Annotated in this window: 9 protein-coding genes and 1 CRISPR repeat array; of the genes, 2 read left to right on the top strand and 7 right to left on the bottom strand. The window is 50.7% G+C overall.

The window, feature by feature from the left end; genetic code table 11:
• The first annotated feature begins 528 nt into the window (after positions 1 to 528).
• Both AKG43_RS07050 and AKG43_RS07045 read left to right on the top strand, forming a co-directional pair.
• Entirely contained in the window at positions 529 to 2070 is a 1542-nt protein-coding gene (locus AKG43_RS07050; RefSeq protein ID WP_054599861.1) for an iron ABC transporter permease, read from the top strand.
• 13 nt (positions 2071 to 2083) lie between these two features.
• Positions 2084 to 3052: an ABC transporter ATP-binding protein gene (locus tag AKG43_RS07045; RefSeq protein WP_054599860.1), complete on the top strand. Its 969-nt coding sequence runs from the start codon at positions 2084 to 2086 to the stop codon at positions 3050 to 3052.
• Positions 3053 to 3093: 41 nt separating this feature from the next.
• A CRISPR array of direct repeats spans positions 3094 to 6524; the repeat unit is 31 nt; unit sequence GTTTCAACACACAGCCGCCCGAAGGCGGCTG.
• 191 nt (positions 6525 to 6715) lie between these two features.
• Here AKG43_RS07045 and cas2 read toward each other — a convergent pair.
• The 7 genes from cas2 to cas5c form a co-directional block, all read right to left on the bottom strand.
• The gene (gene cas2 / locus AKG43_RS07040; RefSeq protein WP_054599859.1) at positions 6716 to 7009 is read right to left on the bottom strand and encodes a CRISPR-associated endonuclease Cas2; all 294 of its coding nucleotides are present in this window, start codon (positions 7007 to 7009) and stop codon (positions 6716 to 6718) included.
• A 78-nt stretch (positions 7010 to 7087) separates the two neighbouring features.
• Positions 7088 to 8101: a type I-C CRISPR-associated endonuclease Cas1c gene (gene cas1c / locus AKG43_RS07035; RefSeq protein WP_054599858.1), complete on the bottom strand. Its 1014-nt coding sequence runs from the start codon at positions 8099 to 8101 to the stop codon at positions 7088 to 7090.
• A gap of 210 nt (positions 8102 to 8311) precedes the next feature.
• Positions 8312 to 9499, bottom strand: coding sequence for a hypothetical protein (locus tag AKG43_RS07030; protein WP_054599857.1), 1188 nt, complete (start codon positions 9497 to 9499; stop codon positions 8312 to 8314).
• Positions 9500 to 9520: 21 nt separating this feature from the next.
• The gene (cas4, locus tag AKG43_RS07025) at positions 9521 to 10129 is read right to left on the bottom strand and encodes a CRISPR-associated protein Cas4 (RefSeq protein WP_054599856.1); all 609 of its coding nucleotides are present in this window, start codon (positions 10127 to 10129) and stop codon (positions 9521 to 9523) included.
• Positions 10130 to 10131: 2 nt separating this feature from the next.
• Positions 10132 to 10983 carry a type I-C CRISPR-associated protein Cas7/Csd2 gene (gene cas7c / locus AKG43_RS07020; protein WP_054599855.1) on the bottom strand — a complete coding sequence of 284 codons (852 nt, stop codon included), beginning with the start codon at positions 10981 to 10983 and terminating at the stop codon, positions 10132 to 10134.
• 5 nt (positions 10984 to 10988) lie between these two features.
• The gene (cas8c, locus tag AKG43_RS07015) at positions 10989 to 12803 is read right to left on the bottom strand and encodes a type I-C CRISPR-associated protein Cas8c/Csd1 (protein WP_054599854.1); all 1815 of its coding nucleotides are present in this window, start codon (positions 12801 to 12803) and stop codon (positions 10989 to 10991) included.
• Positions 12800 to 13444, bottom strand: coding sequence for a type I-C CRISPR-associated protein Cas5c (cas5c, locus tag AKG43_RS07010; protein ID WP_054599853.1), 645 nt, complete (start codon positions 13442 to 13444; stop codon positions 12800 to 12802). The genes cas8c and cas5c overlap by 4 nt, the downstream gene beginning before the upstream one ends.
• Positions 13445 to 13562 lie beyond the last annotated feature (118 nt).

The raw sequence follows: 13562 nt of genomic DNA, 5'->3' as shown, positions 1-13562 counted from the left end.
TATTTATGTTGTTATTATAATGTATAAATAATTGTAATTATAAATAATTTTTATTATTTATTTTCAAATAATAATACAAACGGATAAAGGCGTTTGCACGCACCCAATGCAGATGCGGTTCAAAGCGCAGCAGCATGGCCGGCGGGCAACACACAACGCAGAAATGCGCCGAACATGGCGGTTTTGCAAAAGTCTCAAACTGATTGTGCAGGCTGATGGGAATGTTTTTTCAGACGGCCTTTGTTCAAATTCTCTGCTTTTTCAATTCCAAAGCGGGCAAAAGCGTGATTTTTGTAGCCCGTTTCGTGAAGTTAGGCATGTTTTGTCATAAAATACCCGAAAATCATCCGTGCCAAACAATCGCTGTGGCCAAGACGGCCAAGCAACCCCGACTTGAGTGCAAGCCGTCGATAACGCCGTTCAGGACTGACTTTTCGGCCAAAGGGGCGTAAAGTTGCATCATCAAGGTTTTTTTGGCAGTTAACCATCTCATAACCATTGTGTTCTTTCTCCTCGGGAGCGCCCAAAATGACGGCTGTCCGCGCCTTCTTATCAACCTGCCTGTTGGCCTTGCTGCCGCTCGGCTTTCTTGCCGTGATGGTGGTTGCGCCTTTGCTGGCTTTGGCGTTTTACGAAAACCAAGGGTTGGTGTGGCAGGTATTGCAAGACGAATACATTCAGATGCGTATCGGTTGGACAACGCTTCAGGCGGCTCTTACCTGCCTGTTCACGCTGCTGCTGGGCGTGCCTGTGGCTTGGACGCTCGCCCGTTTGGAATTTCGCGGAAGAAGATGGATTCTGCGGCTGCTGATGCTGCCTTTCGTGATGCCCACACTGGTGGCCGGCATGGGCGTGTTGGCTTTGTTCGGGCCGCACGGGTTGCTGTGGGCAGGCTGGGAAGACACGCCTTACCTGCTGCTGTACGGCAATGTTTTTTTCAACCTTCCCGTGCTCATCCGCGCCGCTTACCAAGGCTTTCTGCAAGTACCCGCCGCACGCCTTGAAACAGCCCGAACACTCGGTGCGGGCACATGGCAGCGTTTTTGGCATGTTGAACGCCCCGTGCTGCAACCTTGGCTCGCAGGCGGCATGTGTTTGGTGTTTTTATACTGTTTTTCAGGCTTCGGACTGGCCTTGCTGCTCGGCGGCAACCGCTACGCCACCATAGAAGTCGAAATCTACCAACTGATCGCCTACGAACTGGATACGGCCACCGCTTCCGTGCTGGTTTGGCTGGTATTGCTTATCACCGCACTGGCCGGCATCGCCTACGCTTGGCTAAGCCGCCGAACCGCCTCCGGCAGAAACATCCGCCCGCTGACGCCGGAACCGCCGCGCACCCTCACCCAAAAAACCATGTTGGCCGCCACACTCGCCCTGCTGGGCTTATGCTGTGCCTTACCTCTGTTGGCCGTGTGTTTTCAGGCGGCATCGGCCGGCGCTTCATGGCAGGTTTGGCAGGAAGCCGACACCCTTGCCGCCGCATGGAACACCCTGCGGTTTACCTTTTCGGCCATGCTCGCCGCCATACTGCTCGGCATCCTCCACGCCGCACTCGCGCGCCGCGTTGTATGGATACGCGGGTTAACCTTTCTGCCGTTTATGGTATCGCCCGTATGCGTAGCATTCGGCCTGCTGCTGCTTTATCCCGAATGGACAGCCTCTCTGCCCCTGCTCATCGCCACCTACGCCCTGCTGGCCTACCCCTTTATCACCAAAGACATACTGGCCGCATGGGACGCCCTCCCCCCCAACTATACCGCCGCCGCACGCAGCATGGGCGCAAACCCCTTTCAGACGGCCCTTTACGTTACCGCCCCCCTGTTGCTGCCTTCCCTCCGCCGCGGCCTTACCCTCGCCGCCGCCACCTGCGTGGGCGAATTTGCCGCCACCCTGTTTTTATCCCGCCCCGAATGGCAAACCCTCACCACCCTCATTTACCGCTATCTCGGCACGGCCGGCAGCGACAACCACGACCGCGCCATGGTACTGACCGCCATCCTGATGCTGCTCGCCTTTATCGTCTTCCTACTGCTCGACTCGACAGAAAAGAAACAACAGGCCGTCTGAAAAAGGAAAACCCATGCTGCAACTCAAACACATCAACAAACACTACGGCAGCAAAACCGTGGCCGACAACATCACACTCGAAGTAGCAAAAGGCCACATTCTCGCCATACTCGGCCGCTCCGGCTGCGGCAAATCCACCCTGCTCAAAATCACCGCCGGGCTTGTCGAACCCGACAGCGGCGAAGTATGGATAAACGGCAGCAACCTCACCCGCACCCCGCCCGAGCACCGCCGCATCTCACTCGTCTTCCAAGACTACGCCCTGCTGCCCCATCTCAACGCCCTCCAAAACGTCGCCTTCGGCCTCAAAATGCAAGGCGTCCACCAAGCAGAAGCCCGCCAAAAAGCACAAGCCATGCTCACCGAAGTCGGCCTCGCAGACGAAGCACAACGCCGCACCCACAGCCTTTCCGGCGGCGAACAACAACGCGTCGCCCTCGCCCGCGCCCTCGTAACCGACCCCAAACTCATGCTGCTCGACGAACCCTTCTCCAGCCTCGACACCGGTTTGCGCCAACAACTGCGCCAGCTCACCGCCAACCACATCCGCCACCGCAACATTCCCGCCGTTTTAGTGACCCACGACCCCGAAGAAGCCTTCGCCCTTGCCGACCAAATCGCCCTCATGCACAACGGCCGAATCATCCAACTCGCCGCCCCCGGCGCACTCATCGCCGCCCCCTCCGACGCCCGCGCCGCCCGTTTGATCGGCGCCGACAACGTCAACGACACCCGCTACATTCCCCGACAAGCCATACACTTCAACCACCCTCAAGGACAAAACGCCAAAATCACCGCCCACACCCGCCTGCCCGACCGCAGCCTACTCACACTCATCCACCCGCAACACGGCGAAATACAGCTGCACCTCGATCCCTCGGAAACCCATAATCTCAACCTACAACCCGGCAGCGAATGGCCGCTATGGGTGGATGCACGCAAAATCATTTGGTTTCAAAAAGATATAACATTTCCAACATAAACAGAAAACATCAAGGCCGTCTGAAAGAAATTAACAAAGAAGCATAAATATGTAGCCGCCCGAAGGCGGCTGGCATATACGGTATTCAAAACCAAACCTTCGATATCGTTTCAACACACAGCCGCCCGAAGGCGGCTGGTTGTAATTTTCGCCATCTTTTGAGTACAACTTTTGTTTCAACACACAGCCGCCCGAAGGCGGCTGGGTAGGCGGCCTGCACGTTGTTTACAACAGACGCTAGTTTCAACACACAGCCGCCCGAAGGCGGCTGGCAGCAGGGCAACAGCGAGGCCGTGCCGCCTATCCCCGTTTCAACACACAGCCGCCCGAAGGCGGCTGGGCTTATAATTTACCTGTAATTGAAAGGACAATTAGTGGTTTCAACACACAGCCGCCCGAAGGCGGCTGGAGTTTCAGCTATACGCATTTTAGTTTCACATTGCTGTTTCAACACACAGCCGCCCGAAGGCGGCTGGGGCCTAGCCATGATAGTTCCTTTATTCCAATTTCCTGTTTCAACACACAGCCGCCCGAAGGCGGCTGGCTGCGAGAGTTGTTCTTTTATTGGCTATTTGTTGTTTCAACACACAGCCGCCCGAAGGCGGCTGGTGAACTTTGCGATTGTGTGGCAGGTAATGTACCTGTTTCAACACACAGCCGCCCGAAGGCGGCTGGAGCCGTTATTCAGCGGTGTGCCATTAACGCATGAGGTTTCAACACACAGCCGCCCGAAGGCGGCTGGGCGGAATTGATGGCAGATGTATCCGCGCACCTGGGGTTTCAACACACAGCCGCCCGAAGGCGGCTGGCGGGCGGTGCTGATATTGCCTTCCTTATCCACCTGTTTCAACACACAGCCGCCCGAAGGCGGCTGGCTCACGCTGGATGAGCCACCGTCGCAGTGGCACACATGGTTTCAACACACAGCCGCCCGAAGGCGGCTGGGAAAGACGCGGGCAAGGTAATGCCGTATTTGTTTTGTTTCAACACACAGCCGCCCGAAGGCGGCTGACTCCGCATGATTTTAAGGGCTGACCGTTTGCCCCTGTTTCAACACACAGCCGCCCGAAGGCGGCTGATCAATACGCGGCTGCCGCTCGCTTCGCTTGGAAAGTTTCAACACACAGCCGCCCGAAGGCGGCTGACCCCACCCAGCGGCTGGGCTGTTGTCTGTCTGCCGTTTCAACACACAGCCGCCCGAAGGCGGCTGATTAGTTGTGCCTGCATCTCTGTAATTTCTTTTATGTTTCAACACACAGCCGCCCGAAGGCGGCTGACTGGATAAATATATTCAAATCGGCCATGTGCATCAGTTTCAACACACAGCCGCCCGAAGGCGGCTGATTCCCGCCTTTGGCCTTCATCGCCTCGCTGTAAACTGTTTCAACACACAGCCGCCCGAAGGCGGCTGAGCAGATTAGCGGCGATGGCAGCAATATTTTTCAAGTTTCAACACACAGCCGCCCGAAGGCGGCTGAGTTTCCGCATCTTTGGCCGCTTTACCGCATGATTGTTTCAACACACAGCCGCCCGAAGGCGGCTGACTGTTTAGTCAATAACCCGCCACATAGGCCGTCTGTTTCAACACACAGCCGCCCGAAGGCGGCTGAATCGCTTGATAAATAGATACAGGGATTTTGGCTGTTTCAACACACAGCCGCCCGAAGGCGGCTGACCCCTGATTCTCAGGGAGCGGCGCCCACTCATTGTTTCAACACACAGCCGCCCGAAGGCGGCTGAGCGTCTTAAACACTTTTTATAAAGGAAATAATCATGTTTCAACACACAGCCGCCCGAAGGCGGCTGACAGGCGGGCAGGACAGGGGATAAAACATTAATGAAGTTTCAACACACAGCCGCCCGAAGGCGGCTGACACAATCTGCGGCATAAGCATTAATCGTATCGCATGTTTCAACACACAGCCGCCCGAAGGCGGCTGAGTTTTACACCGAACCTCAAAGCCGCCGGCCAATACGTTTCAACACACAGCCGCCCGAAGGCGGCTGAATGATGCTTAAAAATGAGGACGGCCTTTTTAAAATGTTTCAACACACAGCCGCCCGAAGGCGGCTGATCCATTTCGGCGGCCAAAATAACACTATGCTCGTTGTTTCAACACACAGCCGCCCGAAGGCGGCTGATCCGTGAAATACAGGTAAAAAAGGCTGAGGAAGAGTTTCAACACACAGCCGCCCGAAGGCGGCTGACGGCCTTTATTTGGCGGGTCTCGCTATTGACCGAAGTTTCAACACACAGCCGCCCGAAGGCGGCTGAGCGATCTTGTCGGCGCTCACTATCACATACATATGTTTCAACACACAGCCGCCCGAAGGCGGCTGACAAAGCCGCATCTTGGACTTGTGTCAATAACTGTAGTTTCAACACACAGCCGCCCGAAGGCGGCTGAGCGGCACTATATATATCTGCTCCGTCGCGGCGCGTGTTTCAACACACAGCCGCCCGAAGGCGGCTGACTTGTCGGCAACCGTGCATCGCCACGATTTCGCGGGTTTCAACACACAGCCGCCCGAAGGCGGCTGACAAGTTGAAGTTTTAGAATGGCCGGATGCTTGTTTGTTTCAACACACAGCCGCCCGAAGGCGGCTGAAACAATTGATAAGCAAAAAGCTGTTGAAGATTCGAGTTTCAACACACAGCCGCCCGAAGGCGGCTGATTAAATCAATTTGCCATTTTTGTTAAGATTGCCGTTTCAACACACAGCCGCCCGAAGGCGGCTGATTGAAATAATGCCGTCTGTATTTGCAGATATTACCGTTTCAACACACAGCCGCCCGAAGGCGGCTGAAACAATCTTCCGTAGTTGTTCAAGGCATTTTCGTGTTTCAACACACAGCCGCCCGAAGGCGGCTGAGTATGCTTTAAGTTCGGGGGTAATCGATATTGAAGTTTCAACACACAGCCGCCCGAAGGCGGCTGACCGCATGATTGACCCGTTCGTGTTGTCGTTGGTGGGTTTCAACACACAGCCGCCCGAAGGCGGCTGAGCTTGCAATGTAATGAGGGCGCATGTCTTAAAGAGTTTCAACACACAGCCGCCCGAAGGCGGCTGAATCCGCAAATGCAAGATATGCAGGCAGGAATACGAGTTTCAACACACAGCCGCCCGAAGGCGGCTGAGATTTTTGCGCGATAGGCTTGGCTTAAAAATTCATGTTTCAACACACAGCCGCCCGAAGGCGGCTGACCCGAACCGCTGCCTTTACCACCGTCTGAACTGCCTGTTTCAACACACAGCCGCCCGAAGGCGGCTGAAATTAAATGCAATTTACGCTTGCAACTTTTAGCTGTTTCAACACACAGCCGCCCGAAGGCGGCTGATTGCATCAAAAAGCTTCCAAAATGCCAACCGCTGTTTCAACACACAGCCGCCCGAAGGCGGCTGAGCTGTATAAAAATGCTGCCGTGATAATAGCAACTAGTTTCAACACACAGCCGCCCGAAGGCGGCTGAAGCCTTCTCGGAAACCTTTATCCATCAAGGCTTGCACGGCCCTGATTCGCTAAAGCCCCCTGAAAACGCGAAAAGCGAGTATAACACAGCCTTATTCCGCCACACCCGCTTTGCTAATTTCCTGATTGTTAAAGAACAATCCTACATCGCTAACCACCCCGCATTTTCATGAGAACCACGGGTTAGCGATTCACACGATCAGCGTATCCTGAAAAACATCCACCGCCGCCTTTGCGCCGTGATGTTCCACCTTGCGCCGCCATTTGCTACCCAGATGGTAAAAGCGCAGGCTGTCGGTTTCAGGCTGGTAAGTGTCGAGCAATTTGGCCTTCAGTTTTACCCACTGATCAGGCGTTACGTCGCACTCGAATACCGAATATTGCACGCGCACGCCGTAATCCAAGCAATGTTTGGCTATGCGCCGCAACCTCGCCTGCCCATCTGCGTCTTCCAGCGAAATATCATAAGTAATCAACATCAACACGCCATTTTCCCTTATTTCTTTTTCAGACGGCCTCAAATATAAGCGGAAAGGCCGTCTGAAAATGCCTGTCTGAAAAACTCAACGCATCAAAAACGGCGGATATTCCGCCAAATCCCCACGCAGATGCCGCGCCAGCAGCATCGCCTGAATATACGGCAGCAGGCCGATTTCTACTTCCTCCTGCAAAAACGGATGGATAATCTTCTCCTGCTTTTTCGCCTGCAAGGCTTGAAAAACCAGCTTGCGTGCCTCCGGCTTAATATTCACCGCGCCGCTCGCCTCATGCACAAAATCCTGCGGCTTGATTTGCCCACGGTTAATCAGGGAAAGCACCAACCTGTCCACCCACCACGCGCGGAATTCTTCCAAAATATCCTGCGCCAAACTATCGCGCCCCGGCCGGTCGGCATGCAGAAAACCCACCTGCGGATCCAAGCCCACGCCCTGCAACGCCCCGCTGATATCCTTACCCAGCACCGCATACAGAAAAGACAACAGCGCATTCACCCCATCGCGCGGCGGGCGGCGGTTGCGACCGTCAAAATCAAAACCGCTTTTCTCCGCAAGCAAATGCCGGAACACCCCGAAATAACGCGCTGCCGCATCGCCCTCAATCCCGCGCACCTTGTCCAAACACTCCGCCCGCTTCAACTGCTGCAAAGAAAAATTCAACGCCGTTACCGCCGCCTGCACCTCCGCATGCTCGCCATGATTGCGCAAACGCCGCTGCAATACCCGCTTGGCCGACTGAATCTTCGCCGCAATAATATGCCGCGCAATCGGCACGGGATTCTGCTCCGACAGCTGATACTGCGCCCGCCTCAGCAATACATTACCACTCTGCCGCCCCTGCAAACGCCCCAAGAACCGCCCGTTTTCGGTAAAAAACGCCAAATTCACATTGTTTTCACCGCAAAACCCCATCAAAAACGGCGACACCAGCACATTGCCGAAACAAAAAATATGCCCGATCGCATGCACCGGCAACTGCGCCACCTTTTTGCGCTCCTGCTCCACCACCAGCGTTTCCCGCTCCTTATGCAGATAACTGCCCTGCGTGGTGATATACAGCGTATTTTGCAGCTTGCGCATGGTTGAAATTCCCCCTTGATTTTGACCGCACTTTTGTTTTGGAACGGTTTGCTGTTTAGGCCGTCTGAAAAAAAACAGGCTTTCAGATGGCATATAAAAAATAGATGACCCATCAACATATGCGTGTCTAAAGCCCCTAACGCTTGCCAACCTACAATTACTTAGTTAAATTACTACCTAGATTATATTGAATCTCTTTAGTAGCTTAGTTCAGCTATCTATATCAATACAGTAATCAATAAACTTATATGCTACATCTGCATGATCTCCATTAAAGTATTCTTCATTTTCATTAGAAATTTCATGAAATATCTGCATATGATAGTCGCGGAATAACTCCCCCCAAGAAACAAATGATAAATAACAACACCTAAAAGGATTCGTTTTTAACCAAGTGCGAAAATCCATAAATCCCTCATAATCCACTGAACAATTTTCTTCAAAACGCATCATTGTTTTTACTTCTTTTGCAATATATTTAATACTATTTCCGAAAACTGGCGTATATTCATCAAACAACTTATTCAAGTTTCTAAATATCTCAACATTTTTTTCATCTTGTAATCTCATTTGTTCATATGATGGTAAATATATAACTGAAACAGAATAAGGAGCTAAGCTCTCATAATTATCTTTCCACAAGATAGCAAAGCCATTACTATTCAAATTATTTCCCATTATAGCCATATTATTAAGTGCTGTTTTTAAGATATTTATGTATTTATCTAGACGAGTAAAATCATTACTTCCTTTCTGTAATTCATCATCATAAACACAAATTTGGAATGATTGTAGCGATGATGCTGGAATCCTTCTATTCCGGTGAATCCTATCAGGAAATATCTCCATATCTAAAATATTTGTGTATTCTAGAATTTCTAGTTTTATTTCCCCTCCAACCCTAATTGGCCTCAAACACAACACATTTAGTTTTTGGATAAAAATCATATTTCTAACATGATGTAATAACAAAGTAGGAAAATTATTAGAAATAATTACATACACAAAATCTAGCTTAGGTATGTTTGGAAAGTAACTAGATAATTCATAACTATATGCTCCAAGCTCTGTACCTGCTTCCCTTGTAGCATTTGAAGAATTTTTTAACTCAATCAAGACTAGACTTTCTGTACTATATGAAAATAGTACAAAATCTGGTTTCAATATATCACTATCAACAAAGGAAATATTTTTATTGTCACTTAAAATTTCTGTCTCAAATAGTGATTTAATTGAATTATTAAATGAATTTAATACCTTACTTTTTAAAGTTGTATTTTGATATAAATTACAAAATTCTTCATAATTTGAAATAATCGAATTTATATCACCATTGTTCTTTTCTATTTCTTTAAGCAGCCAATCCTGCATATCTGCTTCACACTGAAAAATAGGCATATAGTTATTCCTAATAACAAATTATAATTCCCCAAACAACCCCTCCACATACCCCACCGACCTATCCCGTTCCAACAACTTCGGCTGACAAACCTCCACCAGCGAGCAGGCTTTGCAGCGTTTGCCGTATACCGGCAGCGGGGTTTGTCCGCTTGCCAAGAGTTCGCGCACTTGGACGATAACGGCCAGCGTTTGCGCTCTAAGGCCGTCTGAAAACACTACCGGCACGCGGTGGCGGGTTTGCATATACCACAAAGCGCCCTCTGCCACCGTTTGCCCGGTCATTTCCTCCAAGCACAAGGCTTGGGCGCAGAGCTGGATTTCATCGAACGGTTCTGGCTTGGGTTTGCCGCGTTTGTATTCAACATGTTTCAGACGGCCTGTCTGAATATCGCGCTCGACCATATCCAACACGCCGTGCACGCCCAAGTTCTCTGCCGACACATGCACGCTGCGCTCGAAGCGTACGCCCTTGCGCGTTTCCGGCTCGCCGCCGTCCACCCGCTCATGCAACGCACGGCCTTGTGCAGTCAAAAAATTCTCCGCCCATACTTGTTCGTTATGAATCAAGGCACACTGGCGCGGGCAAAAGGCGTAGTGTTGCAGGGCGGAGAGCGGGATGGAGCGCATGGTTAACCTAGTTTGCGGTGTAACTTGGTGGCAGCCAGGTCTTGCTCATTGACGTTTACTGTGTAGTCATCAAAACTGCGGGCAACGTCGACACCTTCTTTTTTGGCTACTTGAATACGCTTGAAGAGGCTATCGGCAGGCGCATCACCCAAGCTGTTGCTATGCTCGAAGACATACAGACCGCGTGCGTTCATTTGCCCGCGCGCGGCGGAATGATCATGATCAAACATATTGATCAGCGCATCCCAAAACAGGTTTAGGTCTGCTTCGCTGAAGCTGGTTTGCTTGGCAAAATGGGCAGAGACGAAGCCGTGACAACGATAGAGGCCATAAGGCACGGTGAATTTGCGTCCCATGGTGCGGTTATCACCGGTTGCGCTGGCATCCTTTTCGTTGGTCACAGCCATGCGAGTGATGCTATGCTCCAGCGTGATAATAGGATCAATGGAGCGCGAGAAGGTAAGCTGCACAGGGCCGCGCACCTGGCCAGCATTTTTGCCGGTGGTCATTACCGCGCCAAAGGTACGGATATCATAGTAACGCTTGCACATATATTGACGGGCAGCCTCGGTTTTTTCGCCTTTTTCTTTGCTTTTAACGTTATCTTGCTCATGCGCTTCGTCAATCAGGTTATTCAAAATCCCTTTTTCGCGGATAAAAATATCGTGCTGCTCCGGGCTTTGTGTCATTTGCACAAAATTTCTCACTTTGCGTTTCAGGCAAACATCAGTAACCAAACCCATGCCAGTTTCAGGATCTATGCGCGGCAAATTTCCTGCATCGGGGTCTCCATTGGGATTACCGTCTTGTACATCAAACAAAAAAACAAAGTCGTAACGTTTTTCAATAGTCATTTGAATCACTCCTTAGCAGATTTGGCTTGGTTGAACAGATCTTTCAAAGCATCTTTGGTAAATAAAAATTGGGTTTCATGGTAATAACCAATAGCGAACAAACCTTGTTGTTCGAGATTGAGATGGCTGGGAAAGTGTTGACATTGATCTAAAATCTGCCGAATTTCCCATTTCAGCTGCACAGCACGGCCTTCATGTTCGAGCTTGCTCAAATGGTGCGGCACCAAGCGCATCAATGTGCCGAATACTGCGACAGGCGTGCTACTGGCCGAACCAAAATAGCGGTCGCCAATGGTGGCATTCAAATTTGGATTGGCCTCCCCCTGAGCTTTCTCCAGTACGGCAAACAACCGCCCAAGTACATAACCAATATCCCCTCTTTCTCGGTCTAAACTCATTGTCAACTCCTTCATGTTTTTCAAACTACCCGCCCGGACAGCGCGGTTTAAATAAGCCTTAATCAATGATGCCCGTCCATAAGTTACTTTTTGCTCGGCCTTGTTACGGCGCAAAGCGATTTGCAACAGGCTAACTGGCAACGGACGATTACTTAAAGCGCTTTGGGTAACCTGTGCAATCAAATCCGGCGGCAAATTTTCCGCCTTGCCTTCCAATACCAAGTTGCACAGCAAGCGCATCAACGGCATAAACTCGGGATAAAGTGATTTTTCGCCGCGCACCATCTGCAAATCGTCATACCAGCGGACAATATTTTCCGACAATGCTGCTACCGTGGTCTCATGCCAGAAACGTACTACAATCCGCGCCGCGTTCGGCGACAAACCCAACAGGTAAAACTTGTCCTTGGCATTCGGCTCAGTATATTTTCCGTTGTGCAAGCTCTTATAAAGCGACTTCACTTCGTCGATATGCGCGTCGGGATTGTCTTTGCCGCCGCCATTAATCATGAGAGCAACCCGACTCTCCAAAAGCGTGGGTTTTTCGCTCCAGCACACGGCGGTCACATCACCAATACGAAAGCGGTTATCACTGGCGAGCAGCATATTGAGCGCAGTGGTGTATTCAAACATCGCCTGCTCGCCGACAGGAAAAATAAATCCCTGCGCCTTACCGTACGACTCAAAAGCCGCCAAATTAACCGAAGCAAAAGGAGACGGCTTGGCATTTACCCCCTTGATGGACGAATGCAGGCGAGCAATCGGCGCCTTCTGACCAGTAACCAAGCAGATTCCTTCCTGCTGGTCACTCTCCTCTCCTTCCTTCTCTGTCGCCAAGTAATTTTGCAAGGCTTTTGATTGGCAAACCAAAGCCGAAACCTCATCAACTAGACGGAAACTCAAATTACAGCCTTTGATTTTCAAGCACTCAGCCCAATTTTCCGATTGGAAAACCTTTGTTTTTTCTTCCGTCGATGCCAAAAACGTAGCCACTGCCGCAATACCAAAATCATCCGGCAACGCTTCTTTCAGCTCATCAACCTTGGCCACAAAACTTGCATGCTGGTTATCTGCCAATATACGGTTTTTTTCAGCCTCAGCCTCCGCTGCATCCGGCATTTTTTTGGCTATGCCGTCAACTTCCCTGGCTGCAGCCAACACATACCCATAGTGATCCCACAAAACATTGCTGGTTTCGTAGGATTTGGAGCCACTGCGCGCAGAAGCCTTGGGCACCAAGTAAGCACGGCCAACCTTTTTTTTACCTCTCGCTTCACGAGTATCTTCCAACTGGATGAAGCGTCCATGCCTATCGAGAACAATTACAAAGGGAATCTCTTTTTTCTCAAATCCTTCCGGAGCCACTCCACCTTCTGAAACGGCTTTACGCTGATAATAGCGAGTCAAGGCATGAAGCATCATCGCTTCACCTCCTCACTACCGGCAGGCGGCACAATAATGACGCCATGCTCGGCCTTGCATTGATAAAACATTGGCTCGGCGCGATTGGAATCGCGCGGATCGGATTTACTGTAATCCATGTCATACAGCATAAAGCCGAAATCCTGGGTAATGTCTTCACGTGGCAGTCCGTCTTCCACTTTTTCCAATAATCTAAAATTACAAGGAAACTCCCGACATCCGAGATAAGGCTGATGAAAATATTGTCCTTTTATTGCACGGCGTTCGAACATTTCTACAAACTTTTTGCGATTATCACCCTGCCCCGCTTCATCGGTCATATCGAAATCAGCATGAATGCGGTAGGCCACATCGCGCAACAGCATTGATGCACGCTGTTGCCTGCTATCTTCGATATACAAACCCTGACTACGCTCGCTCATTTTACTGCCCACTTCGTTACGGCGAATATTGACCCACTGAATCGGCTTCAATATTTCAATCTTCAACACCCGCCAACGGATAGCCGGTTTCCATAAGATGGCCATTAGAATATTGCGCGCAGCCGAAGGTGTAATCACCGGATAGCTGACACGCTCTACCTTGAGCTCCGGCCTGGTAAAGCAGGCAAAATCACCGCTGACTTCTAGAATAAAGCTCATTACCCTTCTCCTTTTAATTCCATGAACGTATATTATTAAAACGTAACCATACCTGTCAAACACAATTTGTGGCTTATTGATGTCACCTGTACAATGTTGATTCATTTTCCTTGCGTGA

Source organism: Neisseria sp. 74A18, from assembly GCF_001308005.1.
GTDB classification, from domain to species: domain Bacteria; phylum Pseudomonadota; class Gammaproteobacteria; order Burkholderiales; family Neisseriaceae; genus Neisseria; species Neisseria dumasiana.
Note: the sequence above shows the minus strand (reverse complement) of the source record. Positions and strands in the feature narration are given on the sequence as shown.

Bases quoted from the DNA above. Each gene is read 5' to 3' on its own strand.
- AKG43_RS07050 (WP_054599861.1), top strand. From the start codon at position 529: ATGACGGCTGTCCGCGCCTTCTTATCAACCTGCCTGTTGGCCTTGCTG.
- AKG43_RS07045 (WP_054599860.1), top strand. From the start codon at position 2,084: ATGCTGCAACTCAAACACATCAACAAACACTACGGCAGCAAAACCGTG.
- cas1c (WP_054599858.1), bottom strand. From the start codon at position 8,101: ATGCGCAAGCTGCAAAATACGCTGTATATCACCACGCAGGGCAGTTAT.
- AKG43_RS07030 (WP_054599857.1), bottom strand. From the start codon at position 9,499: ATGCCTATTTTTCAGTGTGAAGCAGATATGCAGGATTGGCTGCTTAAA.
- cas4 (WP_054599856.1), bottom strand. From the start codon at position 10,129: ATGCGCTCCATCCCGCTCTCCGCCCTGCAACACTACGCCTTTTGCCCG.
- cas7c (WP_054599855.1), bottom strand. From the start codon at position 10,983: ATGACTATTGAAAAACGTTACGACTTTGTTTTTTTGTTTGATGTACAA.
- cas8c (WP_054599854.1), bottom strand. From the start codon at position 12,803: ATGATGCTTCATGCCTTGACTCGCTATTATCAGCGTAAAGCCGTTTCA.
- cas5c (WP_054599853.1), bottom strand. From the start codon at position 13,444: ATGAGCTTTATTCTAGAAGTCAGCGGTGATTTTGCCTGCTTTACCAGG.